Below are 25,298 nucleotides of genomic sequence, written 5' to 3' on the forward strand. Positions count from 1 at the left end.
GGCTTCATCCACTCGCTTTGCCTGACCTGTACAGCTTTTGTGATGCAGTTGTCCGCCGTAGCGGCCTTTTCGTCTTGCTGCCGGCGAAAAAGCCGTATCCGCGATCGGTGCGCGTCTGCGCTGACTCAAACGAATTGGACTCAGAAAGTCATCTTCACCTCGCCGTAAACGAGCCGGCCGACAGGTGAATAGGTGCCGATATCGCTGGTGGTGAACTGGTTGGTGAAGGAACGGGGGAAGATCGGTGGCATCTTGTTGTCGAGGTTGTTCACGCCTAGCGCGACCGTGAGCTGGTTGCCGTCGTCGCCACCGCCCGCCCCGAGCGTCCATCCGTATGAACCGCGCAAGTCCCACACGCTGTAACTCGGTACCCGAATGCCTGGCGATGTGCCAGCGGCTCCTTCATCCTCGACTGAGGAAATGTAGGTATTCGCCAGGGTAATATTCAGATTTTGAAGCGACCAATTGAGCGTCGAGTAGAAACGGTACCTCGGCAGGGTGCCGGCGAAGACGCCGATATTGCTGGCAGCGCCCGCGTACTGCTGGTACGAATCGCCCGGACGACGCTGGAACTTGAACGAATCGAAGACGGCGCCCTTGCTCGACAGCTCCCAGGATCCGTGCTCGCTCCAGGGCAGAATGTAGTCCAGCCCCAACAGCCAAGAGTGCTCGACCAGCTTGCTCTGGTTGCGGAATCGGTCAATGACGTAGAGCTGGGAGTATTTGCCTGGATCGGGCTGACCGGTGACCGGGTTTGTCAGGAATGCCTTCAGCGATCCAGGGGTTCCAAAGGGGCTGGTGCCGCCGAGATTGGTGAAGTTGCCCGTGCTCACGCTGTCGAAATACGGGGACGCCGAACCCGAGTCGTTGACCGATTGCAGGATGCGGGTGAAGTCCGCGCCACCCGGGAAACCGCTGACGGTGATCGAAGAGTAATCCGCGGTCAGTGTGAGGCCGCTGATGAAGTTCGGATGGAAGGCAAAGCCGATCGAACTCGACTTCGCCGTGGAAGGCTTGAGCGAAGGATTGACGCCGTCTTCGCCATTGAACGTATTGCCCACGGCATACGGCTTGCCGAACACGATACCGATGAGGTTGTCGGTGACCGGGCGAGTGTCGAACGGTCCGTAGGCCTGATAAAGCGGGGGTGCGGCGAACGATTTGGTGTAGGTGGCATGCACCACGAACTGGTTGTCGAAGGGTTCCCAGCGGAAACCGACCTTCGGCGAGGTGCCGTTGCCGGCATCGCTGTAGTGTTCGAATCGACCTGCCAGGGTGAGGTCGAGCTGGTGCAGGCCCGGCACGTTCATGCTGCTCGATGCGATCGGAATCAGTGCTTCAGCGTATGCGGCGCTGACGTTCCGGCCGTGACCGAATGGATCGGTGTACAGGCCATTGGCCCAATTCTGGGCATTACCCGCGGTGGAACCGGTGACCGGATCGGTGACGCGGCCGTTCGGATCGGCGTAGCCGGATACGGATTCACGTCGAAAGCCCACGCCGACCGCGACGCTCACATGGCCCGCGGGCAGAGCGAAGGCATCGCCGGCGACATGTGCGTCCCAGGAATACAGCTTGCTGTCACCGTTCAACACCTCGGTACCGAAGACGTTGGCCAGCGCGGCCGCCGAGTTGCCCGTGATGGCGAACGGGTCGAGTGCCGGCTGCAGCACCATCGCATTGTTGATCGAGTAGCCGCCGAACACCTTGCTGTAGGTACCTCCAGCAACAGCGTTGCCATTGGCGTCATAACCACCGGCGACGGCAGACGCCAGATTGGGCTTGAACAGCAAATTCGTATCGCGCTCTTCCAGTCTGCTGTCGCTGTAATCGACGGTTGTCTGCCAGGTCCACGAATCGGAAAGCTTGCCCTTGAGTCCGGCGGAGAAGCGACTCGCGTCGGTGGTATCGAACACTCCCTTGGGTCGGGACATGTCGGCAAATGTCACGCCCGCCGCGTTGGTGGTCAGCGGGTTGTAGGGCGAGCCGGCCGGAACGTTGAGCGAGGCGAAAGAGAAGGGCTGACCCCCCGCCTGCCACGCGGTCGACTGAACCTTGTTCTGCGATAGCACGATGTCGCCGAAGGCGGTCACCCGACCATCGAAAAATGGTTGCGAGGTGATCGTCGCGACAAAGCTCTTGTGCTCCTGCTGCTGCAGCAGCATGGCGTACTTCGAATAGTCGAATCGGTTGGACAGCTGCGGGGCACTGGTGGCGTTGTAGACACCGGGAGAAAGATCCGCGTAGCTGCCGGCAGTGGCGGCGGTACCGGTCGGAACGGGGGGCGAGAGCAGCCCTGGCCCCAGCACATAGCTGCCCGCGCCGACGACGCCGGGCAAGCCGGTGCCCGGGGTGACACCGTATTGCGGGCTGGTGAACGCGCGAGCGCTCTGAAAGAGCGGGCTGGTCTTGGAGTCGCTCACGGTGGCGGTGACATTCACCGGGCCAACGTCTCCACCCACCGTCACAAATGCGGAACGATCGTGGTAACCGCCGTCGGCTACTCCGTAATGAGTGCCGATCGTCACGCCGTGGTAGTCGTGCTTGAGAACAAAATTCACCACACCGCCGACGGCATCGGCGCCATAGAGCGAGGAGGCGCCGTCGGTGAGCACATCGACGCGCTCCAGCGCGACGGCCGGAATCTGGCTGATGTCGACGAAGTTCTTGCTGCCACTCAGGCCGGCGACACCGTCCAGCGCCATGCGCTGGCCGTCCACCAGTACCAGCGTCGGCAGATTGCGCAGCTCGATCTGGGAGCCGCCGGCGGTGAACTGGTTATGGTTCTGCGCATTGCTGGCGCCGGCATTGCTGCGGCCGGCGAAAGCGGGAATGGATTTGCTCAGTGTGCTGAGCATGTCGCTGGAGACGCCGGTCTGATTCAGGTCGTCCGCATCGAGGGTAGTGACAGGAACGGCTGCATCATCGGGGTTGGTCGTTACCAGGGTTCCGGTGACAACGACTCGCTGGAGTTGCGTGGTCTTGGTCGACGGCGGCTTGGCGGTGGAAGCGGCAGCTTGCTTGTCCGGGCTCTCATGATTCGGTCCGGAGGAGTCTTGCGCTGACGGGGTACCGCTGCTGGTGTTCGCCGTGGTGGAAAATGCTGATGGTGCAGCCAGGCAGGCGGTCAGCGCGACAGCGATGCAGGATAGTGCGGGCAACTTTTGCTGAGCCATGATTCCCTCCCCGGGAAGCTGCCTGCGTATTCTCTACGTCCGGCGGCGTGGATTCATCGATTGATTGGAGGCATCCGGGATTGGCGGCTCACGCTTGCATGAATCGATCGTCGTGATACCACTACCTCGATGCAGATTTGCGTTCGGTCCGCCTTCCCCGCTGGACGCCACTCCCCAGGCACTTGAAGGTATGACGAACTTGGGTGGTGAAGCTCTACTGACGCTGAAAATCAAATAAGCGAAAATTCATGCTCGGGTTTGCAAGGGAAACGCCATTGGGAATCCCTCCCGGACTTGTCCATCCACATCAACGCGACAAGATTTGCAAATGCGCGCAAATCAACGACTTCAGTTTTTCTAGTGGGTCAACATGGTGAACGTCCGGTCGAATGGAAGCTCGGGTAGAACGGCGCCATCGCGGTATTCACTCTCGGTGCCTGTGCTATCGCCGTTCACGCTGAATCGGCGATCGAGCTGAGGAACCTGGATCACCTTGTTCGCCCCTTCGGGGCCGGCAGTCGTGGCAACCAGCGTGAGCGTGGTCGCGTCGAACACGTCGCCGCCATCGTGCCGTCGACCGATGGACTGGCGCGACCGCGCGGCATCGCAGGTCGGGTAGTCCCATGCCGGCGCCTTGCCCGGCAGTGTCGCTGTGGAGCCGAGATGGCAGAAACTCGTGGCGTGACCCGGCATCGGCAGCAGGGCGAGGCAGAGCATCGCGGGCGGTGCAGCCAGTCGATTGCGCGACGGCATCACGTTTCGCTTTCGATCCGGGCGCATCATTCGCTCCTACTTGCCCAGCGCGAACCAGAGGATTTCGCCGCCTTTGCCGTGTTCGCCGGGCGAAGCGGCGAGATACAGGCGATTCAGCTGTGGCACGACGATGCCCGACTTGGCGCCGATGGCGCTGCCAATCCACGGCCGCGCAGCATAGAGGTCAGGGGTGACCTGCTGGAACACGCCGAGATGGCCGTCGCCGCCGGGTACGTAGACACGTTTGCGAGCACTGTCCCAGAACAGCCCGTCCGAAGTCGCCGGCGCGTCCAGCATCGCCATGGTGGCGCCGGTGTTGGTATTGAGCACGAACAGTTTGCTGGGGTTACGGGTGCCGACGAACAGGCGGTGGTCGGCCTCGTCCAGTGCCATGCTCAGATTGGTCCGGGCGCCGCTGAGTGGCCAGCGCGCAACCACCTTGAGCGTTTTCTTGTCGACCACGGCTACGTAGTTCTGGTCGGCCACGTTCACGAACAGCCGATCACCGTGCTGCTCGGCCCTGACGGCCTCGACGTGATCGGAGTCGAATTTCAGTTTCGCATACACGTGACCGGTGAGCGGGTCCACCTCGTTCAGGAAGCAGTCCTTCATGCCGACATCCTTGCCACCGGTGACGATGTATAGGTGGCCGGTCGAAGGATCGTATTCAGCCGAGTCGGCACCGGGCGCCAGGTTGATGTGGCCCACGACCTTCAAGGTGGTGGCGTCCAGGATCTTGGACATGCTCTTGCCGCTGTCAGTGATGATCAGGCGGTTGTGCCTGGGCAGGTAGACAAAGGCATGCGGGGTCTGGGTGCCGATTCCGTCGAGCGTGCGCTCATGCTGGCCGGTCTTGAGGTTGAACAGCTCCACCGAGCCGTGATCCTCTGCGGCCAGAAACAGCCGGTTGCCCTTGACGTCGACACCGAAGTGGTCGAAGTCGCCGGAATAGCCGGGGTGCCAATCGGTGCTGCGCCCGATCAGCGTGGCCGTCGGGTGGGGATCCGTGACAGCCACCGGGGCTACCGGCTCCATCAGCTTGGCCAACGTGGGGATCTTCGCGCGCAACTCGTCGCGGATCGCAAATCCCTCGCGCTTCAGCGCTTCCTTGTCATCGCCGGGTTTGTACGGAAACACGATGCCTACCGCACCGAGGGTCTTCCCGCTGGCGTCGAGCAGGCGCGTCTCGACCTCAAAGCGACGACCGTTGACCTCGAGGTTGGGAATGCCGGTATTGATCGCACGCATGTCATCGTCGTCGGCCGGCTTGCCGAAGCGCCCGATGCTCGTGCCCACGACCACGTTGGTCGACTTGCCCGGTGGCACGATGTGCAGCATCAGAATCAGCAGCTTCGGATGCGCGGCCATGGTCTGATCGACCAACTGCTGCGCATAGGTATGCGTCGGGATGGTCGGATCGAACTGGTAGGGCTGGGTCAGGTTGCCGACGTTGGATATCTTCCGCCGCAGCGCATCACGCACGACCTCTGCGCGTTTCGCCAGTGCTGCCTTGTCGTCGCCGGCGTTGTACGGAAAGACAATGCTCAGCGCACCCACCGTGTCGCTGGTAACGTCCTGCAGCGGCAGCTCGACCTCGAAGTGGTCGCCTTCCTTGTTCACTTCCAGCACCGGCTTGCCGGTATTGACGACGCCCATGTCGTCGGAATCGGCCTTCTTGCCGATGCGTCCGATGTTGGAGGCGATGATGACGTTGTCGGCCTGTTTCGGTGGTGTCACGTGCATCGCCATGATCGCGATGTCCGGATGCGTCGCCAGGGTCTCATCCACCAGATGCTGGGCATAACTCTGCCCGGGTGTCTGTGCCAGCAGCGGTGATGCGATCAAGGCGGTGGCCAAGAGCGTTGCGTAACGAACCATGGATTCTGTCCTCGACGATTGGCACGGATAAATGGGAGTGGGGATGCGACGGGGCGAACCAGCGGGTTTGGCCATGAAGACGAAAGCGTCGGTCCCCGGTCCAGTTCGGCGGTCGCCTGCGCCGCCCGACATGCACCCTAGGGCAATGACCTGACGGATACCTGTAGCCATTCTTAAGATTCTTTCAGGCAGGCATGCCTGCGAACTTCTGCGCCGTGAACTTGCCTTCCGGGTATCCGTTTCGACACAAGCGTGGCTGACGGAAGACCACTCAAGCCGTTGCCTGGAGGCGCCGGCCTGTCCGGCACCATGATTTGTGCATCGCGTCACCGACTCGGCGCGATGCTGGCCTACACTCGCCGCGCAATGTCGGCAGGCAGGTGCGCCATGAAGATTCTCGTCGTTGAAGATCAACAGCGTCTCGGACAGTTTCTCAAGCAGGGGCTCAGCGAATGTGCTTACACGGTGTGCCTGGTTGGCACCTGCGAAGACGCGCGCGATGCACTGGCGGAAACGAATTACGACGTGATCATTCTTGACCTCAGCCTGCCCGACGGCGACGGTTTGCACCTGCTGTCGGAGTGGCGTCGATCAGGCTTCAACGAGGCTGTGCTGATCCTCAGTGCGCGCGACACGGTGGAGGATCGCATCAAGGGTCTGGACCTTGGCGCCGACGACTACCTGCCCAAGCCCTTCAGTTTTGATGAACTGCTCGCCCATGTCCGCTCGCTGCTGCGCCGGCAGTCGACGGTCAAGCAGACAGTGATCACCCATCGCTGCGTGCGACTCGACCTGCTCGGGCACACGGTCAAGCTCAAGGAGCAGACGGTGGATCTGACCAGCCGCGAATTCGCGTTGCTGGAAATCTTCATGCAGAACGCCGGACGCACCCTGACGCGTTCGTATATTTCCGAGCGCATCTGGCCAGGGCTGGCCGACACCAACCTGCTGGACGTCTATATGAGTCGCCTGCGTACCAAGCTCGAGGCCGATCCAGGCGAGCCGCTGTTCAAGACCCTGCGAGGTATCGGCTACCAGCTGGTATGAAGTCGATCGGCACGCGCATCACGTTCTGGTATGCGCTGAGTGCGACGCTGACGCTCGCCTGCCTGTTCGTTGCCGGCTACCAGTTGCTGCAGAATTACGTGATCCATGATCTTGACCTGCTCAATGCCACGGAGTTCGAGCAGATCAAGGCGCGCCTCGGTACGGACTACGCGTCGCTGAACCCTGACGTCATCAACGAACGTATCCGACAGACCACCGAATATGCATCGGTGCTGTTCTACATCAGCATCGACTCGCACGGCCACGGCAACCTGTTCCGGTCGAAGAACCTTGCGGGTAATCCGTTGCCTGACGTGAAGGGTCTGCGGGTATTCAATGGCACGATGGCGGGCATCGGTGAACTGCGCATCGCGGAGTTCGTGATGTCGCCGTTCGACGTCAGCATCGGTACGCCGATGGGCCAGGTGCGGCGCGCCATGGTGGCCTATACCGAGGTCAGTCTGGCGCTGCTGCTGGGCATGATCCTGGCCAGCATTGCGATCGGGCTGGGCCTTTCCCGTCTGATGCTGCGCCCGGTGCGGTTGATCGGCGAGACGGCCAATCGCATCCGTTCGGACAACCTCGCCGAGCGCATCAGCGTGACAGGGGTGGACGATGAGATCTCTGGCCTCGCCCGATTGCTCAACCAGATGTTCGATCGGCTCGAGTCATCGTTCAATCAGGTGCGTCAATTCAGCGCCGAGGTATCGCACGAGCTCAAGACGCCGTTGTCGCTGGTCCGGCTGCATGCCGAGAAACTGCTTGTCGATGGCACCTTGAGCCAGCCGCAGGAGGACGCGGTGCTGGTGCAGCTGGAGGAACTGGCCCGCGTCAACCAGATGGTGGACGAATTGCTGTTCTTGTCGCGGGCCGAGGCACAGGGCATCCGTATGGAGCTGGTCGTGCAGGATCCGCATCCGTTCCTGCAGAACTTCGAGCAGGATGTGTGCGCGCTGACCGAACACCAGGGGCGTCGTCTGCAATGCACGCATCGTGGCCAGGGCAGGGTGGCCTTTGAGGAGCGCTGGTTGCGGCAGGTGGTTCTCAACATTCTCACGAATGCGTTGCGGGCCTCTCCGCCGGGGGGCCTGATCACCCTGCATTCGGAGTTTGTGCCGCATTGCTGGCGGGTCAGCGTCGAGGATGAGGGGCCGGGACTCACCCCTGAACAGTGCGGTCGGGCGTTCGAGCGCTTCGTCCGCTTCAACCAGTCCTCCACCGAGGATCGTGGCAGCGGGCTGGGACTTGCCATCTGCCGCAGTGTCATCCAGCTGCATAACGGTCGCATCTACGCGGAATCCGGCGCGAACGGGCGTGGCCTGTGCGTTACCTTCGAGATCCCCGTCAGCGATTCGCCTGCGCAGCACTGATCCGTCGAGGCGTCCACGGGTAATGACGATACGTCCTGGCGAGGTGCGGGGCAGGAAAAGTTTGCTTGCGCGTGGGGGATTCGCCCGTTGCGCCGGCGGCAGGGGGTTTTCCATTCGTCCGAACCCTGACGGCGACTATGCGCGGCGCGTTGGCGACGCCGCCTCTGTAACGACGCGTGCGACGTAATCGCGCATCTCGGCAACCCCTGTTTCGCGGTCAAACAGACTGGCATGTTGTCTCGCAAAACGGGCCGGCATGAACTTCAGTTTGCATCGACGTACCGGGCAACCGGCCACTGCACCGTCGTTGGCGCAGGAAAGGACCCCGAAAGGCAGCCTTTCTAAACTCTCCGGTATTGCTACTGACGTGAGTTTGTGATGGCCGTGTCTGGCTGGACCATTTTGTGCGATTTCGACGGCACCATTTCCGTCGAGGACGTGATCGACTCACTGCTTGATCGCTTCGGTCGGCCCGGCTGGGAAGTGCTGGAGCAGGATTGGCGCGCCGGTCGCATTGGGTCGCGCGAATGCATGGCCGGCCAGGTCGATCTGTTGCAGATGACGCGTGACGAGCTGGACACGCATCTGGCCGGGCTGTGGATCGATCACGCGTTTCCCGGATTCGTGGCGAAGGCGCGCGAGTTGAATGTGCCGATCCGCATCGTCAGCGACGGCCTCGACTATGCGATCCACCGGATTCTGGGCCGTTACGGCCTGGATTCGCTGCCGCTGGCGGCGAATCATCTGGCCCCGGCCGAGCCGCCGAGGCAGTGGCAGCTGACCTCGCCGTTCCAGGCCGAGGGTTGCCGCAGCGGCACCTGCAAGTGCGCCTGCGTGGCGCAGGCCCGCACCACCGGCGCGAAGACCTTGCTGATCGGCGACGGTGCGTCGGATTTCTGCGCGGCCGATCGCGTCGACTTCGTGTTCGCCAAGCACCGGCTGATCGAGCATTGCCGCGCCGCCGGCATCGACTACGTGCCGATCACCGGCTTCGAGGATGCGCTGGAGTTCCTGCCCAAGCTGGTCGACGGCAGCCTGGTCAGCCACGTCCACCGCGAGCACGCGCACGCCTGATCGCGCGGTTCCGCCTTATCCCTTCCGAATTCCCGAATCATCCCGGACGTTCCCCATGAAAATCGACAAGACCGCCGCCGGCTTCATCGACGACGCGCAACTGCTCGCCGACGAGGCGAAGTACAGCTCCTTCGGCGACACCGTGCATTACGTGGACCCGCCGAAGATCTTCCGTCACGGTGAAGGCAGCTACATGTTCGACACCGCCGGCACGCCGTTCCTCGATCTGCAGATGTGGTACTCGGCGGTCAACTTCGGTTACGGCAACCAGCGCCTCAACAACGTGCTGAAGGAGCAGATCGACCGCCTGCCGCAGGTGGCCAGCCAGTACCTGCACCAGACCCGCATCGAGCTGGCCAAGACGGTGGCGCTGGATGCGAAGAAGAAGTTTGGCCTGGACGGCCGCGTGCACTTCAACGTGGGCGGCGCGCAGGCGATCGAGGATTCGCTGAAGCTGGTGCGCAATTTCAAGAACGGCAAGAGCCTGATGTTCGCGTTCGAGGGCGGCTATCACGGCCGCACCCTGGGCGCGTCGTCGATCACCTCGAGCTACCGCTACCGCCGCCGCTTCGGCCACTTCGGCGAGCGCGCGATGTTCCTGCCGTTTCCGTATCCGTTCCGTCGCCCCAAGGGCATGACCGCGGAAGAGTATTCGGACAGCTGCGTGCATCAGTTCGCGCGCCTGTTCGAGACCGAATACAACGGCATCTGGGATCCGAAGACGAACCAGTGCGAATACGCCGCGTTCTACGTCGAGCCGATCCAGGGCACCGGCGGCTACGTGATCCCGCCGATGGGCTTCTTCAAGGGGCTGAAGAAGGTGCTGGATCAGTACGGCATCCTGATGGTGTCCGACGAAATCCAGATGGGTTTCTGGCGCACCGGCAAGCTGTGGTCGATCGAGAATTTCGGCGTGACGCCAGATATCGTGGTGTTCGGCAAGGCGCTGACCAACGGCCTGAATCCGCTGTCCGGCCTGTGGGCGCGCGAAGAGCTGATCAACCCGACGATCTTCCCGCCCGGCTCGACCCATTCCACCTTCAACTCCAACCCGCTCGGCACCGCGCTGGGTCTGGAAGTGATCAAGATGGGTTACGAGCTGGACTACGAGACCACGGTGCCTAAGAAGGGCGCGCATTTCCTCGACGGCCTGCGCGACCTGCAGAAGAAGCACAAGGAAATTGGCGACGTTGATGGCTTGGGCCTCGCGCTGCGCGCGGAGATCTGCACCGACGACGGTTTCACCCCGAACAAGGCGCTGCTGGACAGGATGGTCGACATCGGCCTGGCCGGCGACCTCGAGCACAACGGCAAGAAGATCGGCCTCGTGCTCGACGTGGGCGGCTGGTACAAGAACGTGATCACCTTCGCGCCGTCGCTGGAGATCACCCATGAAGAGATTGACCTGGCGATCAGCCTGCTGGATCAGCTGTTGACCAAGGCCAAGAAGGCCTGAGCTTGGCCGCGTGCAGGCTGTGCACGAAAGAAACCCGGCGGTTCACCGCCGGGTTTCTTCATATGGAACCAGCTGCGAAAAGTTCAGGGCGCGCGTTTCAAGGCCAGCACGGCGTTGAGCCCGCCGAACGCAAACGAGTTGCTCAGTGCGGCGCGTACCGGCATCGCGCGCGCGGTGTTCGGCACGTAGTCCAGGTCGCAGGCCGGATCCGCCTTGTCCAGGTTGGCGGTCGGCGGCACCACGCCGTCGCGCAGCGCGCCGATCACGGCGACCAGCTCCAGCGCGCCGGATGCGCCCAGCGCATGGCCGTGCATCGACTTGGTCGAGGACACCGCGAGGCGGTCGGCATGTGCGCCGAAGGCGAGGCGGATCGCCTTGGTCTCGGTGGCGTCGTTCGCCTGGGTGCCGGTGCCATGGGCGTTGATGTAATCGACGTCCTGCGGGGCGAGACCCGCATCGGCCAGCGCCTGGCTCATCGCCGCGGAGGAGCCTTCCGCGCTGGGCATCACGATGTCGGTGGCATCGGCGGTCATGCCGCTGCCGGCCAGTTCGGCCAGGATCGTCGCGCCCCGCGCCTGCGCGTGTTCCAGCGATTCCAGCACGAAGATGGCGGCACCCTCGCCGAGCACCAGACCGCGCCGGTTCGCACTGAACGGACGGCAGGTGTCGTCGGACAGCACGCGCATCGCTTCCCACGCGCGCATCGCGCCGTAGGTGAGGCAGGCCTCGGTACCGCCGGTGACGGCGGCGTCGGCCATGCCGTAACGAATCATCTGGGCAGCCTGGATGATCGCGTGGTTGGCCGAGGCGCAGGCGCTGGCCACGGCGAAGGTCGGCCCGCGCAGGCCGTAAGCGATGCTGATCTGGCTGGCCGAGGCGTTGGTCATCAGCCGCACGATGGTCAGCGGGTGCGTGCGCTGGGCGTTCTCCGCGTACAGGCGCCGGCTCTGTTCGTCCTGCGTGGTCTCGCCGCCGACGCCGGTGCCCACCACCACCGCCGTGCGCAGGCCGAGCGCGGGCTGGCTGAAATCGATGCCGGATTGCGCGATCGCCTCGCGCGCCGCGTGCAGCGCGAATTCGGAGGTGCGGTCGAGCAGGGGCAGGGTGCGCTCGTCGATGCCCGCGGCCGGGTCGAAACTCGCCGGCACCTGCGCGGCGATCTTCAGCTTGAGACGTTCGCTGTCGGGATGGCGCAACGGGCCGATGCCGCTGCGACCTTCGCGCAGGCCTTGCCACAGGGCCTCGGCGCCGACGCCGAGCGGGCTGATCGCGCCCATGCCGGTGATCACCACCCGGCGCAACGACACACTGGACATTACGCGTTTCCTTCGCCGGCGGCGGCTTTCTCGTCCAGCGCCTTCTGTACCGCGTCGACCAGGCTTTGCGCGGTATCGCTGTCGAAGTTGGCGCCCTGCTGGTCGGGGAAGTTGATGTCGAAATGCTCCTCGATGTCGAAGATCAGCTCGATCGCGTCCAGCGAGGCGATGCCAAGATCCTTCAGGGTGGACTCGGGCTTGATCGTGGCCACGTCGATCTTGGCCTGCTTGGCGATGATCTCGAAAATCTGCTGCTGGATGGTTTCGCTCATGACGGATCGGCTCCTGGTTGCAGGCCACAGTTTTGCATATCTCCAAGTCTAGGCAGAATGGCTTACTCATGCCTTTCATCGCACAACTCGAGCCGGATGCGCTTATCGACGCGTTCATGCAGCACCCGCCGCTGGGTTTCACGGTGGAGCGGTCGCCGCAGGGCATGCCCTGCTTCAAGGCGCCGTTCGACCTGCTGACCACGGCGGACGACGCGCTGCGGCGGCGACTCACGCGCCTGCCCGGCTATCGCTGGTGGGGTCGCCTGCTGCGCTGGCGCACGCGCTTTGCCGGTACCACGGTGTCCGAATACGCGCCGCTGCCACCGGCGGTGACGCCGATGGAGCTGGCGCAGGGCTTGAAACGCGCCTACGGGCGCGAATGCCGCCTGCTGATCGTCAAGGACATCGCGCAGGATTCGCCCCTGCTCGATGCCGCGGCAAACGAGCATGCCCGGGCCTTCGCCACGGCCTGTGAAGCGCAGGGCTACGTGCTGCTGGAAGGCCAGGCGCTGGCCTGGGTGCCGATCGATTTCGGCTCGGACGACGAGTACCTGGCGCGGCTGTCATCCGGCCGCCGGAAGAACATCCGGCGCAAGTTGCGCTCGCGCGCCGACCTGGACATCGAGGCGGTCGGCACGGGCGATGCGCGCTTCCACGATGACGCGACGCTGGCGCTGTTCCAGGCGCTGTTCGACAACGTTTACGCGCAGAGCGAGATCCACTTCGATCGCCTGGGCGCCGACTTTTTCCGCGCGGTGCTGCAGGATGCGGCCAGCGGTGGCATCGTCTTTGTCTACCGCCACGCCGGCGAGATGATCGGCTGGAACCTTTGCTACGAGCACGCCGGCAAGCTGATCGACAAATACGTCGGCTTCGCTTATCCGCAGGCACGCGAGCACAATCTGTATTTCGTCAGCTGGATGCACAATCTCGACTACGCACGCCAGCGCGGCCTGACCCATTACGTGGCGGGCTGGACCGACCCGCAGGTCAAGGCCTTCCTCGGTGCCAGCATGACCTTCACCCGCCACGCCGTGTATGCCCGCAATCCCCTGCTGCGCGCCTTGCTGCGCCGGCTCGGCGGCCATTTCGAAAGCGACCGGCAACTGCTGGCGACGGAGCATCGCGATGAATGATCGGGCGAAACGGCCAGTCGTGCTCGACATCGACCAGTCGGTCGGTGCGCTGCCGGATCGGCTGGTGCTGCCGCTGGAACACTGGCAGGAAACGATCCGCTTCGGCTGCTCGCTGGCCACCATGCGGCGTTTCGGCGCGGTGCTGGATGAATTGCTGCCGGCCGAATACGGCACCGTGTTCATGGGCAGCGGCGATTTCCACCATCTGAGCTGGCCGCTGATCGCACGGCTGCCGACCCACCGGCCCTTCCAGGTCGTGGTGCTGGACAACCATCCGGACAACATGCGCTTTCCGTTCGGCGTGCATTGCGGTTCGTGGGTGCGCAAGGTGGCGCTGCTGCATCAGGTCAGCCACGTGCATGTGCTGGGCATTACCTCGGCCGACATCGGCCGTGGCCATGCGTGGGAAAACTATCTGGCCCCGCTGCACCGCCGCAAACTCACTTACTGGAGCATCGGAGTGGATACCGACTGGGCGCGGCGATTCGGGCTTGGTCAGGCGTTCCGCAACTTCGATTCACCCGCGGCGTTGGTGGATGCGTTCGTGGGTTTCCAGCGCACACAGGCGACGCCGAGTTACCTGTCGATCGACAAGGATGCATTCGCGCCCGAAGTGGCGCATACCAACTGGGATCAGGGGCGCTTGCTGGTGCCGCATGCGCTGGCCCTGATCGACAGTCTGCGCACGGGTCTGGTCGGCAGTGACATCAATGGCGAGGTCTCGCACTATCGCTATCGCAGCTGGTGGAAGCGGCGCCTGTCGGCGATGGACGAGCAGCCGGAGATCGATCCGGCGATGCTGGCGGACTGGCAGGCGCAACAGCATGCGTTGAATCTGCAATTGCTGGAGGCGATAGCCGCTCGTTCGGGCTGATCCTGCCGCGCTGCCGCTCCGTGGCGGCGAGCCATTTCTTGCGGGGCGCCTGCGCAGCGATCGCTCAGTCGGCCTGCGTGCAAGTGGCCGCCTGGGCTGCGGTGGCCGGTGCACCGCGGATCCGACCGGATCTCGAAACCACCACGCTGAGGGTCTGGCCCTGTTTGCCGGGTTCGCAGAACAACAGCGTCAGGTTGCTCCCGCCGGCACTGCCGTCCGGCTGGAAACGAACCTCGTGACGGCCGCTGCTGCTGGCAATCCGCAGGCCGGGGGCGTAGGCGGCGCGCGTATACGACGGACCGCCGTCGGGCTGATGATCGCCGTCGGTATCGTGGCCGAGCAACCAGCCGCGCTCCCAGCGGGTATCGTCGCTGCACTGGTGGCCATCCGGGCTGGGGCAGAACAGCGTGCGTTTGCCGGTGATCGCAGCGGTGCTGCGAGCGTGCTGCAATGCCGTCATGAAGTCGCTCTGCGCCACCTGCAGCCGGTTGCGACTCAGCAGGTGATGCAGCGGCGGCAGCGCGACGCCGGCCAGAATGGCTATGACGGAGACCACCATGATCTGTTCGACCAGGCTGATGCCGCGTTGACGCCGATGCGGGCCCGGGGTTCCTGTTGCCGCCATGTTGCCGCCTCCTGCGATGTGCGGGAGGTCCCATGCTAGGGAGCTGGCGTGGTGCGCCCAGTGGCTCGATCCTGGCGCGCGTGTCGGCATCTGCTGACGCATCCTGTCAGCAGGCAGGATTTAGAATGCTCGCCCGCGCCCACATCTGTAGCCGATGACTGACCGCTTCCAGCTCGTTGCCCCCTACCAGCCCGCCGGCGACCAGCCGCAGGCGATCCAGCGCCTGTCAGCGGGGTTCGAGGCGGGTCTGGCGTCGCAGACCCTGCTCGGTGTCACCGGCTCGGGCAAGACCTACACGATCGCCAATGTGATCGAGCAGGTGCAGCGGCCGACCATCGTGATGGCCCCGAACAAGACGCTGGCGGCCCAGCTGTACGGCGAATTCAGGGAGTTCTTCCCGCACAACGCGGTGGAGTACTTCGTCAGCTACTACGACTACTACCAGCCGGAAGCCTATGTGGTGGCGTCGGACACCTTCATCGAGAAGGACGCCTCGATCAACGAGCATATCGAGCAGATGCGGCTGTCGGCGACCAAGGCGCTGCTGTCGCGACGGGATTCGATCATCGTGGCCACCGTGTCGGCGATCTACGGCCTCGGCAATCCGGAGGATTATCTGTCGCTGCGGCTGATCCTGGCCACGGGCGAACGCATCGACCAGCGCAGGCTGATCCATCAGCTGACCGAGTTGCAGTACACCCGCAACGAGATGGAGCTGCGCCGTGGCATGTATCGTGTGCGCGGCGAGATCATCGACGTGTTCCCGGCCGAGTCGGAAATCGAGGCGTTGCGCATCGAGTTGTTCGACGGCGAGGTGGAGAACCTGTCGTTGTTCGATCCGCTCACCGGCGAGACGATCCGCAAGGTGCAGCGCTACACGGTCTACCCGCGTACGCATTACGCCAGCACGCGCGAGAGCGTGCTCAACGCGATCGAGACGATCAAGGTCGAACTGAAGGAGCGGCTGGAGTATCTGTATCGGGAGAACAAGCTGCTGGAAGCGCAGCGACTGGAGCAGCGCACGCGTTTCGATCTGGAGATGATGACCGAGGTGGGTTATTGCCAGGGCATCGAGAACTACTCGCGTCACCTGACCAGGCGCGAGCCAGGCGAGCCGCCACCGACCCTGTTCGATTACCTGCCGGCCGACGGCCTGCTGGTGGTGGACGAATCGCACGTCACCGTGCCGCAGCTGGGCGCCATGTACAAGGGCGACCGCTCGCGCAAGGAAACCCTGGTGGAGTTCGGTTTCCGGCTGCCCTCGGCGATGGACAACCGGCCGCTGCGCTTCGAGGAATGGGAGGCGCGCGTGCCCCGCGCGATCTACGTCTCCGCCACGCCGCGCGATTACGAGCTGCGCAAATCCGGCGACGCGGTGACCGAGCTGGTGGTGCGCCCGACCGGCCTGGTCGATCCCGAGGTCGAGGTGCGCCCGGTGCGCACCCAGGTCGACGACCTGCTCAGCGAGGCGCACAAGCGCATCGCGATGGGCGACCGCGTGCTGGTCACCACGCTGACCAAGCGGATGGCCGAGAACCTCACCGAATACCTCGCCGAGCACGATGTGAAGGTGCGCTACCTGCACTCGGACATCGAGACGGTCGAGCGCAGCGAGATCATCCGCGACCTGCGCCTGGGCGAGTTCGACGTGCTGGTCGGCATCAACCTGCTGCGCGAGGGTCTGGACATGCCGGAAGTGTCGCTGGTGGCGGTGCTCGACGCCGACAAGGAGGGTTTCCTGCGTTCTACCGGCTCGCTGATCCAGACCATCGGCCGCGCCGCCCGCAACGTGCGCGGCAAGGCGATCCTGTACGCCGACAACGTCACCCGTTCGATGCAGGCGGCGATGGACGAGACCGCGCGGCGCCGCGAGAAACAGGTGGCGCACAACGAGGCGCGCGGGATCACCCCGAAGACCGTGGTGCGGCGCATCGCGGACATCATGGAAGGTGCACGCAGCGACGCCGGCAGTCGTCGCGGCAAGTCGCCCGTGCGCGGCCGTGTGGTGGCCGAGCAGGGCGCCGGCTACGCCGGGCTCGACGCACAGCAGGCCGCCGGGATGCTGAAAAAGCTGGAAGCGCAGATGTACCGGCACGCGCAGAACCTGGAATTCGAGGAAGCGGCGCGCCTGCGCGACCAGATCCACCAGTTGCGCGAGCAGGCTTTGCGCTGAATCCCGCGTGTGCCTGACATATTGTCGGCGGCGGCACCCTGCCGTATACTGCGCGGCTCGCGCGGCATGGCCGATGCGACGGGCGGTTAGCTCAGCGGTAGAGCACTACCTTGACATGGTAGGGGTCACAAGTTCGATCCTTGTACCGCCCACCAAATTCAATCACCCACCGATCGAGTGGGACCGAAGAGGGGAATCCATCGCGGATTCCCCTTTTTGTTGCGAATTGCTACCCCCGGATGACTGCGCGAATGAGTCATCGAGCCGCTCGCGGTCGTGGTGGGATCGAACAGGCGCAGGAGCATGTCGGGCAACCATCCGTGGTCGGGACCGCAGGTTTTCGCGAGTGCGCTCGACGCATGGCCGAGGGGTCCACGGGGAGATGGTTCGGGCGCGGTGATTCATCTTGCACCGAGGTCATGACGGATGTAGATTGCCTGAACCGTCAGACGCGATTCGCAGCGAACTGACGTCGACTTGCGACAGGCGACCAGAGGCCAGGCATCAAGGCCATTTGCGAGTTTCGTGCCGCGGCGGGGTGGCGACCGGTATCGTCTGGAAATGGCGAATTTGGGTTCATCGCATCATCGATGCAGAGTGCCTGGCGCCGAACTTGCCATGGCGAGGGGTTTGTCGCCGATGCAAGGCCACCGTCGGGAACGGAAGGGGGGGTAAAAGCTTGCGCGTATATTCACCACCGGATCTGAATTTGATTCATCCGAGGGGGTTCGCCTTGGGCGGGCGCACCTCGGGGCCGGCATGGGGTGCGTCCGGGCCCAAACATATCAACAAACGCTGATTCAGGATGTCGCCGTGTGGCCCCTGCGGCCGTGCGGATGCCTGGCGCGTCGTCATGGGGTGATGGCGCGAGGGTGACGACACCCGCACAGACGACGGTAACGAGCACCGCACGCAGACTTCCGGGCTCGACATTCGCCGCATGACATTCTTTTTCCCCGTGGCGGGCCAGACCCAGGCCACGACGGAACCGATCGTTGTTGCATTTCGAAAACCGAAAACCCTGAACGGGAGAGTCGCATGGCCAAGCAAAGCAGTCAGAAGTTCATCGCACGCAACCGCGCACCGCGCGTGCAGATCGAATACGACGTCGAGGTGTACGGCGCCCAGAAGAAGGTACAGGTGCCGTTCGTGATGGGCGTGATGTCGGATCTCTCCGGCGCCAATGCCGGCGAGCTTCCGCCGATCGAGGATCGAAAGGCGCTGGAGATCGATGTCGACAACTTCGACAACAGGCTCAACGCGATGAAACCGCGGGTGACTTTCGCGGTGCCGAATACGCTGACCGGCGAAGGCAACCTGGCCGTGGACATCACCTTCGAGAGCATGGACGACTTCTCTCCGGCCGCCGTGGCCCGCAAGGTGCCCGCCGTCGCGAAGCTGCTGGAAGCACGCACCCAGCTGGCGAATCTCGACACCTACATGGACGGCAAGGCCGGCGCGGAAAACCTGATCGCCCAGGCGCTCAAGGATCCGGCGCTGCTGCAGTCGCTGGTTTCAGCGCCGAAGCCGTCCGACAACACCAACAAAGACGGGGAGTAAGCACGCATGGCCACCGAAAAACTAGCCGAGCAGGGCGGTGCGGTACAAACCCTGGATGCCGGTGACTTTGCCGCGCTGCTGAGCAAGGAATTCAAGCCGAAGAGTGATCGTGCCAAGGAGGAAGTGGAGTCGGCGGTTCGCACGCTGGCCGAGCAGGTACTGAGCAAGTCCGACATCGTTTCCGAGGACGTTGCCCAGACCATCAATGCCTATATCGCCGAAATCGATCGCAAGCTCAGCGAGCAGATCAACCTGATCATGCACCACGCCGACTTCCAGAAGCTGGAGAGCGCATGGCGTGGCCTGCATCACCTGGTCAACAACACCGAGACGGATCAACAACTGAAGATCCGCGTGATGAACATCTCCAAGAAGGACCTGGCCAAGACCCTGAAGCGCTACAAGGGTACCGCCTGGGATCAGAGCCCGATCTTCAAGAAGATGTACGAGGAAGAGTACGGCCAGCTCGGTGGCGAACCCTACGGTTGCCTGGTCGGCGACTACTATTTCGACCACAGCCCGCCCGACGTGGAGCTGCTTGCCGGCATCGCCCAGGTGGCCGCTGCCGCGCACGCGCCCTTCATCTCTGCCGCCGCCTCGACGCTGATGGGCATGGACAGCTGGAACGAGCTTGCCAACCCGCGCGACCTGGCCAAGGTGTTCTCCACCCCGGACTATGCCGCCTGGCGTTCGCTGCGCGAGTCGGACGATGCCAAGTACGTGGGGCTGACCATGCCTCGCACGCTGGCGCGTCTGCCTTACGGCGCCAAGACCGATCCGGTCGAGGAATTCAACTTCGAAGAAGACACCAGTGGCGCCGATTCCTCCAAGTACACCTGGCAGAACGCGGCGTATGCGATGGCGGTGAACATCAACCGCTCCTTCAAGGAATACGGCTGGTGTTCGCGCATCCGTGGTATCGAATCCGGCGGCGCGGTCGAGGGCCTGCCGTCGCATACCTTCCCGACCGACGACGGCGGCGTGGACATGAAGTGTCCCACCGAGATCGCCATCACCGACCGGCGTTCGGCCGAACTGGACAAGATGGGCATGATGCCGCTGGTGCATCGCAAGAACTCGGACATGGCCGCCTTCATCAGTGCGCAGTCGCTGAGCAAGCCGGACGAGTACGACGATCCGGATGCCACTGCCAATGCGGCGCTGGGCGCCCGCCTGCCGTACATGTTTGCCTGCTGCCGTTTCGCGCATTACCTGAAGTGCATCGTTCGCGACAAGATCGGCTCGTTCAAGGATCGTGATGCGATGGAGCGTTGGTTGGGATCCTGGATCGGCCAGTACGTCGACGGCGACCCCGCCAACTCCAGCGAGGAAACCAAGGCACGCAAGCCACTGTCCGCGGCGGAAGTCGTGGTGGAAGAGGTCGAAGGGGCGCCGGGTTACTACACCTCGAAGTTCTTCCTCAAGCCGCACTATCAGCTGGAGGGCTTGACGGTGTCCTTGCGGCTGGTCTCCCGCCTGCCGTCGGCGGCAAAGGGCTGATGCCGCTGCCAGACTTTCGTTCCATGGCTTCATGACGCACGTGGTTCCCTGCAAGTTCGCCGGATCGTTCCTGACAAACGCAGAAGCGGTCCGGTTCAATTGACCAAAACTGACAAGGAGAATTCTCATGGCATTAGACATGCACCTGGAGTTGAAGGGCGGGTCCGTTACCTACACCGGCGAGTCGAAGCACAAGAAGCACGCAGGCAAGATCCAGCTGCTGGCATGGTCGTGGGGCATGTCGCAGAGTGGCTCGTTCGGCCATGGCAGTGGCGGTGGCGCCGGCAAGGCGAACATCCAGGACATCAGCGTCACCAAGTACCTGGACAAGAGCTCGACGCAGTTCATGAAGGCGCTGACCACCGGTGCCCATGCCGACAGTGCGATCCTGTATGTCTCCAAGGCAGGCGGCACCCAGGATGACTATCTCAAGATCACGCTGACCAGTGTGATGATCACCAGCTACAGCACCGGTGGCTCGGGTGGCGAAGACATGCTTACCGAGAACATCTCGCTCGCCTTCGCCAAGTTCGACATTGCCTATTCCACGCAGGACGACAAGGGCAAGGTCAGTGAGGCTGGTACGGTGCAGTACAGCGTCGAGGAAGTCGCCTGATCTGCTCGGTGCTTTACGGCTTTTAGCTGGGCCTGAACCCCGGGGTCTCCGTCCTGATCGTCCATCGGTGCACGTGCGCGTACGAGTGAAGATCGTGCGGCGTGATGCCTGTGGACGTTGCATGCGGGTGGCTCCGGGGCCAGGCACGGACCATGGGCCTGTCTGTGGACATGTCCGCAGATTCGTATCCGAGGGATGACATGACGCCCGAGAGCAAGCTCAAAGAAGGTCGGCCTGACGAGGCGCTGCAATTGCTCACTGCAGAAGTACGCAACAACCCGGCAGACGCCAAACGCCGGGTTTTTTTATTCCAGCTTCTGGCTCTGCTTGGACAATGGGAGCGGGCACAGAACCAGCTGAATGTCTGCGGTGAGCTGGATCCGCTCAACGCCATGATGGTCGGCGCCTATTCCGAGGCCTTGCGCGGCGAGCTGGTGCGCGCGGAGGTTTTTGCGGGCAAGCGCATGCCGGTGATCATCGGCGAGCCGGAGCAGTGGCTGGCGCTCTTGCTGCAGGCTCTCAAGCTGGGCGCCGCAGGACAGCACGAGCAGGCCGCCAGCTTGCGTGAGCAGGCGTTCGAGCAGGCGCCTGCAGTGGCCGGAACCATCGACGGAAACGCGTTCGAATGGATCGCCGACGCGGACCCGCGCATCGGCCCGTGCCTGGAAATCATCGTCAACGGCGGTTACTCGTGGGTGCCATTCTCGCGCCTGCGCGAACTGAAGTTCGAGGCACCCAGCGACTTGCGCGACAAGATCTGGGTGCCGGTCCAGGTGACCTGGAACAACAGTGGAAAGGCGATCGGCTTCATTCCCAGCCGGTATCCGGGCACGGAGCGGGCCGAGGATCATGATCTCGTGCTGGGGCGCAAGACCGAGTGGGTCGACGTTGGCGCCGGGCTCCAGGTCGGCCTGGGCCAGCGCATGCTGGCCACCGATGTCGCCGATTACCCGTTGTTCGATGCGCGGCTGATTTCCTTTGATGCCGGCTGATCGGGGGACCGGAACCTTCCATGGCTGAACTGACCACCCAGGAAAGACTCCAGCCTTCGCTGCTTGATCGCCTCACCGACGACGAACCGGGCAAGCTGGAGGAGAGCCGCGACAAGCGGGTGATTTCCGCGACCCGCTTGCGCGATTGCGTGACGCGCGACATGTCGTGGCTGCTCAACTGCGTCAGCCTGGACGCCAGTCTCGAACTGGACGACTACCCTGACGTGGCGCGCTCGGTGCTCAATTTCGGCATTCCGGACTTGACCGGTGTGGCCTTGTCCGGCATCAATGCCGACGTGCTGCAGCGTCAGGTCAGGGATGCCATCCTGGCATTCGAGCCGCGGTTGACCGCCAACACCCTGAGGGTCACCGTCAATGCGCTGTCAAAGCGCATGGATCGGCAGGCACTGATCTTCAACATCGAGTCGGAGATGTGGGCGCAGCCGATTCCGCTGAACCTCTACCTGAAGACCGAAGTGGACCTGGAAACCGGCAGCTTCAAGGTATCGGAGGGCTTCGGCTGATTGCCCATGGATCCGCGACTGCTGCGCTACTACAACCGGGAATTGCAACACGTCCGCGAAATGGGCGGCGAGTTCGCGCGCGAGTACCCGAAGATTGCCGGTCGGCTGGGCCTGGAGGGCTTCGAATGCGCCGACCCCTATGTCGAACGCCTGCTGGAGGGCTTCGCCTTCCTGGCGGCACGCATCCAGCTGAAGCTCGATGCCCAGTACCCGGTGTTCACCCAGCATCTGCTGGAAATGGTCTACCCGCATTACCTGGCGCCAGTGCCTTCGATGGCCGTGGTGCAGATGCAGCCCGACCTGAAGGAGAGCGGGTTGCTCGCCGGTCACACCGTGGCGCGGCATACCTCCTTGCGCAGCCTGATCGGCAAGGACGACCGCACCGCCTGCGAATATCGCACGGCCCACGACGTCACCTTGTGGCCGCTCGAGCTGACCGACGCGAAATATCTGGAGACGCCGGCGGCGATCGCCGCAGCCGGCGTGGTGCTGCCCGCCGGCAAGCCGGTGCGTGCCGGCCTGCGCCTGAAGTTCCGGGTTACCGCGGGCGCCCAGGCCAATATGCTGGCACTGGACAAGCTGCCGGTGTTCATCGCCGGCGCGGATGAATTGCCCAAGCGTCTGTACGAGCAACTGCTGGGCAACGCGCTCTGTTATGTCGTGCGTGCGCAAGGTGCCAGCGGCGAGATCAGCCAGATCCATGACGCAAGCCGGATCAACCGCCGGGGCTTCGACGACAGCGAGGCACTGATCCCGTACTCGGGCCGTTCGTTCAGTGGCTATCGCCTGCTACAGGAATACTTTGCCTGTCCCGAGCGGTTCCTGTTCGCCGAGTTCACCGACTTGAAGCCCCTGCTGGCGCGCTCCAGGGGCAGCGAGTTCGAGATCGTCGTGCTGTTCGATCGCAGCGTGGCGAGCTTGCACAATGCGGTCGACGCGAACAACTTCCGCTTGTTCTGCACCCCGGCGATCAACCTGTTTCCACGCCGTGCAGACCGCATCCACCTGCAGCAGGGCGTGACCGAATACCACATCCTCGCCGATCGCACGCGGCCGATGGATTTCGAGGTGCACAGCATCGGCAACGTGGAAGGCTTCGGCGATCGGCAGGAGCCCGAACAGCGATTCCTGCCCTTCTACGGCTGCGACGAGCGCACGTGGCACAGCCAGCATTCCGCCTATTACACGATCCGCCGCGAACCGCGTCTGCTTTCGTCGCGCCAGAAGCGCCAGGGCGCGCGTTCCAGCTATATCGGCAACGAGATGTTCATTTCGCTGGTCGATTCCAGCGAGGCGCCTTACTCCACCGAATTGCGCCAGATCGGCATGCAGCTCATGTGCACCAACCGCGACCTGCCGCTGCAGATGCCCGTGGGCAAGTCCAAGACCGATTTCACCCTGGAAACAGGCGCACCAGTGGAGTCGATCCGCTGCGTCGCCGGCCCGACCAAGCCGCGTGCGTCGATCGCCACCGGCGAGACCGCATGGCGCCTGCTGAGCCACTTGCAGCTTAACTATGTGTCGCTGATGGAGAACAACGCGGGTGAAGGTGCGGCAGCGCTGCGCGAGATGCTGACGCTGTACTGCGACCAGTTCGACTCCAGCGCGCTGCGTCAGGTCGAAGGTGTCAAGGCGGTCAGCTCGCAGTCGATCGTGCGCCGTATTCCGTTGCCGGGTCCGATCACCTTTGGTCGTGGCCTGGAGATCACCCTGACTTGCGACGATGGCGCGTTCGAGGGCACCGGTGCCTTTCTGCTTGGTGCCGTGATGCAGCAGTTCTTCGCCCGCTATGTATCCGTCAATTCTTTCACTGAAACCGTTCTGCGTACGCTGGAACGCAACGAGGTCGCACGATGGCCCGCCCGGCTGGGAACACGGCAGACGCTGTAGCGCTGGAAAATGCGCTGCGCGACCACCCCGAAACCTTCGAATTCTTCGAAGCGATCCGGCGGTTGGAGTGCGCATTTCCCGAGCGTCCGCGACTGGGACATTCGGCCAAGACCAGCGATGATTTCGTGCGGCTTGGCCAGACCCCGTCGTTGTCATTTGCTCCGAAAACGGTGGACCAGTATCAGCCCGGTGGTGGCGGCAGGCCGGCGCGACTGCATGGTCTTTTTTTCGGATTGTTCGGCCCGAACGCACCGTTGCCGCTGCACCTGACCGAATACGCCATCGACCGCGAGTTGAATGGCAAGGACCGCACCTTCCGCGCGTTCGCCGACATTTTCCATCACCGCATGATGAGCCTGTTCTACCGCAGTTGGGCCGACGCGCAGCCGACCGTGCAGATGGATCGCCCCGACGAAGATCGGTTCCAGCTCTACCTGGGGGCGATGGTGGGCCTGGCCACGCCGGATCTGGGCAATCGCGATGCGCTGCCGGACCAGTTCAAGCGCTTCTTTGCCGGTCGCCTGCTGCAACAGGCGCGCAATGCCGAGGGCCTCAAAGGCATGGTGGAACGATTCTTCCGCATCCCGGTGGGCATCGTCGAATTCGTCGCCGAGTGGATGCGCCTGCCGCCCAGCTCGTTCCTGCGCCTGGGCGCCTCGGGCGAGGTGGCGTCCCTCGGGCTTACCACGGTCACTGGCCAATATGTATGGGGCAGCCAGCAGCGTTTTCGCCTGCGGCTGGGCCCGCTCAGCCGCGCCGAGTTCAACAATTTCCTGCCCGGTGGCGAGGCGCTGAGCCAGCTGGTCGCGGCGGTCAAGACCTATATCGGCGAGGAAAAGGCCTGGGACGTCCAGCTGGTGCTGAAAAGGGCCGACGTGCCGGCAACGCGACTGGGACAGAACGGAAGAATGGGCCTGACCACCTGGATGGGCTCCCCGCAGCAGGACATCGACGCCGATCAGGTTGTATTGAAGCCGGTCGGATAGGCAACCGCCGGATTGATTGTCGCGCGGGAAGCGGATTCGAGGGCCTGGATCGCATTTGCACCATCACACCAAGATCGACA

At 63.4% G+C, this 25,298-nt stretch carries 20 protein-coding genes and 1 tRNA gene; 15 read left to right on the top strand and 6 right to left on the bottom strand.

Going from position 1 to position 25,298, the window contains the following annotated elements; translation table 11 throughout:
- Positions 1-140 precede the first annotated feature (140 nt).
- The 3 genes from B0E47_RS09260 to B0E47_RS09270 form a co-directional block, all read right to left on the bottom strand.
- On the bottom strand, positions 141-3,176 hold the full coding sequence (locus B0E47_RS09260; RefSeq protein ID WP_077513973.1) for a TonB-dependent receptor plug domain-containing protein: 3,036 nt from the start codon (positions 3,174-3,176) through the stop codon (positions 141-143).
- Between the two features lie 357 nt (positions 3,177-3,533).
- A complete protein-coding gene (locus B0E47_RS09265) occupies positions 3,534-3,929 on the bottom strand; it encodes a hypothetical protein (protein WP_077513974.1) in 396 nt (131 codons plus the stop codon).
- A 36-nt stretch (positions 3,930-3,965) separates the two neighbouring features.
- Entirely contained in the window at positions 3,966-5,807 is a 1,842-nt protein-coding gene (locus B0E47_RS09270; RefSeq protein ID WP_139351408.1) for a hypothetical protein, read from the bottom strand.
- A 387-nt stretch (positions 5,808-6,194) separates the two neighbouring features.
- Here B0E47_RS09270 and B0E47_RS09275 point away from each other — a divergent pair, with 387 nt between their 5' ends.
- The 4 genes from B0E47_RS09275 (at position 6,195) to B0E47_RS09290 (ending at position 10,754) form a co-directional block, all read left to right on the top strand.
- Positions 6,195-6,854, top strand: a complete 660-nt coding sequence (locus tag B0E47_RS09275; protein ID WP_077513976.1) for a response regulator transcription factor — start codon at positions 6,195-6,197, stop codon at positions 6,852-6,854.
- Positions 6,851-8,224 (top strand): ATP-binding protein, encoded by a 1,374-nt coding sequence (locus tag B0E47_RS09280; RefSeq protein ID WP_077513977.1) that lies wholly within the window; start codon positions 6,851-6,853, stop codon positions 8,222-8,224. The genes B0E47_RS09275 and B0E47_RS09280 overlap by 4 nt, the downstream gene beginning before the upstream one ends.
- A 378-nt stretch (positions 8,225-8,602) precedes the next feature.
- Positions 8,603-9,298, top strand: a complete 696-nt coding sequence (locus B0E47_RS09285) for an MtnX-like HAD-IB family phosphatase (RefSeq protein WP_077513978.1) — start codon at positions 8,603-8,605, stop codon at positions 9,296-9,298.
- Positions 9,299-9,353: 55 nt separating this feature from the next.
- Positions 9,354-10,754 (top strand): aminotransferase class III-fold pyridoxal phosphate-dependent enzyme, encoded by a 1,401-nt coding sequence (locus B0E47_RS09290; protein WP_077513979.1) that lies wholly within the window; start codon positions 9,354-9,356, stop codon positions 10,752-10,754.
- Between the two features lie 83 nt (positions 10,755-10,837).
- On the opposite strand, the gene B0E47_RS09295 is transcribed toward B0E47_RS09290, so the two are convergent.
- Both B0E47_RS09295 and B0E47_RS09300 read right to left on the bottom strand, forming a co-directional pair.
- The gene (locus B0E47_RS09295; protein WP_077513980.1) at positions 10,838-12,070 is read right to left on the bottom strand and encodes a beta-ketoacyl-[acyl-carrier-protein] synthase family protein; all 1,233 of its coding nucleotides are present in this window, start codon (positions 12,068-12,070) and stop codon (positions 10,838-10,840) included.
- Positions 12,070-12,342 carry a phosphopantetheine-binding protein gene (locus tag B0E47_RS09300; protein ID WP_077513981.1) on the bottom strand — a complete coding sequence of 91 codons (273 nt, stop codon included), beginning with the start codon at positions 12,340-12,342 and terminating at the stop codon, positions 12,070-12,072. Before B0E47_RS09300 ends, B0E47_RS09295 begins: the two co-directional genes overlap by 1 nt.
- Before the next feature lie 68 nt (positions 12,343-12,410).
- Between B0E47_RS09300 and B0E47_RS09305 the strand changes: the two genes are divergently transcribed.
- Positions 12,411-13,478 (top strand): GNAT family N-acetyltransferase, encoded by a 1,068-nt coding sequence (locus tag B0E47_RS09305; RefSeq protein ID WP_077513982.1) that lies wholly within the window; start codon positions 12,411-12,413, stop codon positions 13,476-13,478.
- Complete coding sequence (locus B0E47_RS09310; RefSeq protein ID WP_077513983.1) at positions 13,471-14,352, top strand: hypothetical protein; 882 nt, start codon at positions 13,471-13,473, stop codon at positions 14,350-14,352. Before B0E47_RS09305 ends, B0E47_RS09310 begins: the two co-directional genes overlap by 8 nt.
- A 64-nt stretch (positions 14,353-14,416) precedes the next feature.
- Here the strand turns inward: B0E47_RS09310 and B0E47_RS09315 are convergent, their stop codons facing one another.
- On the bottom strand, positions 14,417-14,977 hold the full coding sequence (locus tag B0E47_RS09315) for a GspH/FimT family pseudopilin (protein WP_254422877.1): 561 nt from the start codon (positions 14,975-14,977) through the stop codon (positions 14,417-14,419).
- A gap of 154 nt (positions 14,978-15,131) precedes the next feature.
- Between B0E47_RS09315 and uvrB the strand changes: the two genes are divergently transcribed.
- The 9 genes from uvrB to tssG all read left to right on the top strand — a co-directional run bounded on the left by uvrB (position 15,132) and on the right by tssG (position 25,218).
- Positions 15,132-17,150, top strand: coding sequence for an excinuclease ABC subunit UvrB (gene uvrB, locus B0E47_RS09320; protein ID WP_077513984.1), 2,019 nt, complete (start codon positions 15,132-15,134; stop codon positions 17,148-17,150).
- Positions 17,151-17,230: 80 nt separating this feature from the next.
- Positions 17,231-17,305, top strand: a tRNA-Val gene (locus B0E47_RS09325).
- Between the two features lie 883 nt (positions 17,306-18,188).
- Positions 18,189-18,710 (top strand): type VI secretion system contractile sheath small subunit, encoded by a 522-nt coding sequence (tssB, locus tag B0E47_RS09330; protein ID WP_077513985.1) that lies wholly within the window; start codon positions 18,189-18,191, stop codon positions 18,708-18,710.
- A 6-nt stretch (positions 18,711-18,716) separates the two neighbouring features.
- Positions 18,717-20,210: a type VI secretion system contractile sheath large subunit gene (gene tssC, locus B0E47_RS09335; RefSeq protein ID WP_077513986.1), complete on the top strand. Its 1,494-nt coding sequence runs from the start codon at positions 18,717-18,719 to the stop codon at positions 20,208-20,210.
- Positions 20,211-20,337: 127 nt separating this feature from the next.
- Positions 20,338-20,826: a type VI secretion system tube protein Hcp gene (locus tag B0E47_RS09340; protein WP_077513987.1), complete on the top strand. Its 489-nt coding sequence runs from the start codon at positions 20,338-20,340 to the stop codon at positions 20,824-20,826.
- A 200-nt stretch (positions 20,827-21,026) separates the two neighbouring features.
- The gene (locus B0E47_RS09345) at positions 21,027-21,818 is read left to right on the top strand and encodes a type VI secretion system accessory protein TagJ (RefSeq protein WP_077513988.1); all 792 of its coding nucleotides are present in this window, start codon (positions 21,027-21,029) and stop codon (positions 21,816-21,818) included.
- Between the two features lie 20 nt (positions 21,819-21,838).
- Positions 21,839-22,342, top strand: coding sequence for a type VI secretion system baseplate subunit TssE (gene tssE, locus B0E47_RS09350; protein WP_077513989.1), 504 nt, complete (start codon positions 21,839-21,841; stop codon positions 22,340-22,342).
- 6 nt (positions 22,343-22,348) lie between these two features.
- Positions 22,349-24,232 carry a type VI secretion system baseplate subunit TssF gene (gene tssF / locus B0E47_RS09355; RefSeq protein ID WP_077513990.1) on the top strand — a complete coding sequence of 628 codons (1,884 nt, stop codon included), beginning with the start codon at positions 22,349-22,351 and terminating at the stop codon, positions 24,230-24,232.
- Complete coding sequence (tssG, locus tag B0E47_RS09360) at positions 24,196-25,218, top strand: type VI secretion system baseplate subunit TssG (protein WP_077513991.1); 1,023 nt, start codon at positions 24,196-24,198, stop codon at positions 25,216-25,218. Before tssF ends, tssG begins: the two co-directional genes overlap by 37 nt.
- The last annotated feature ends 80 nt before the right edge of the window (positions 25,219-25,298 follow it).

This window comes from Rhodanobacter sp. B05, from assembly GCF_002001085.1.
Classification (GTDB): Bacteria; Pseudomonadota; Gammaproteobacteria; order Xanthomonadales; family Rhodanobacteraceae; genus Rhodanobacter.

Coding starts and splice junctions, on each gene's coding strand:
- B0E47_RS09305 (WP_077513982.1), top strand. CDS start 12,411: ATGCCTTTCATCGCACAACTCGAGCCGGATGCGCTTATCGACGCGTTC.
- tssC (WP_077513986.1), top strand. CDS start 18,717: ATGGCCACCGAAAAACTAGCCGAGCAGGGCGGTGCGGTACAAACCCTG.
- B0E47_RS09280 (WP_077513977.1), top strand. CDS start 6,851: ATGAAGTCGATCGGCACGCGCATCACGTTCTGGTATGCGCTGAGTGCG.
- tssF (WP_077513990.1), top strand. CDS start 22,349: ATGGATCCGCGACTGCTGCGCTACTACAACCGGGAATTGCAACACGTC.
- B0E47_RS09290 (WP_077513979.1), top strand. CDS start 9,354: ATGAAAATCGACAAGACCGCCGCCGGCTTCATCGACGACGCGCAACTG.
- uvrB (WP_077513984.1), top strand. CDS start 15,132: ATGACTGACCGCTTCCAGCTCGTTGCCCCCTACCAGCCCGCCGGCGAC.
- tssG (WP_077513991.1), top strand. CDS start 24,196: ATGGCCCGCCCGGCTGGGAACACGGCAGACGCTGTAGCGCTGGAAAAT.
- B0E47_RS09310 (WP_077513983.1), top strand. CDS start 13,471: ATGAATGATCGGGCGAAACGGCCAGTCGTGCTCGACATCGACCAGTCG.
- B0E47_RS09345 (WP_077513988.1), top strand. CDS start 21,027: ATGACGCCCGAGAGCAAGCTCAAAGAAGGTCGGCCTGACGAGGCGCTG.
- B0E47_RS09260 (WP_077513973.1), bottom strand. CDS start 3,176: ATGGCTCAGCAAAAGTTGCCCGCACTATCCTGCATCGCTGTCGCGCTG.
- tssB (WP_077513985.1), top strand. CDS start 18,189: ATGGCCAAGCAAAGCAGTCAGAAGTTCATCGCACGCAACCGCGCACCG.
- tssE (WP_077513989.1), top strand. CDS start 21,839: ATGGCTGAACTGACCACCCAGGAAAGACTCCAGCCTTCGCTGCTTGAT.
- B0E47_RS09300 (WP_077513981.1), bottom strand. CDS start 12,342: ATGAGCGAAACCATCCAGCAGCAGATTTTCGAGATCATCGCCAAGCAG.
- B0E47_RS09315 (WP_254422877.1), bottom strand. CDS start 14,977: ATGGCGGCAACAGGAACCCCGGGCCCGCATCGGCGTCAACGCGGCATC.
- B0E47_RS09265 (WP_077513974.1), bottom strand. CDS start 3,929: ATGCCGTCGCGCAATCGACTGGCTGCACCGCCCGCGATGCTCTGCCTC.
- B0E47_RS09340 (WP_077513987.1), top strand. CDS start 20,338: ATGGCATTAGACATGCACCTGGAGTTGAAGGGCGGGTCCGTTACCTAC.
- B0E47_RS09285 (WP_077513978.1), top strand. CDS start 8,603: ATGGCCGTGTCTGGCTGGACCATTTTGTGCGATTTCGACGGCACCATT.
- B0E47_RS09275 (WP_077513976.1), top strand. CDS start 6,195: ATGAAGATTCTCGTCGTTGAAGATCAACAGCGTCTCGGACAGTTTCTC.
- B0E47_RS09270 (WP_139351408.1), bottom strand. CDS start 5,807: ATGGTTCGTTACGCAACGCTCTTGGCCACCGCCTTGATCGCATCACCG.
- B0E47_RS09295 (WP_077513980.1), bottom strand. CDS start 12,070: ATGTCCAGTGTGTCGTTGCGCCGGGTGGTGATCACCGGCATGGGCGCG.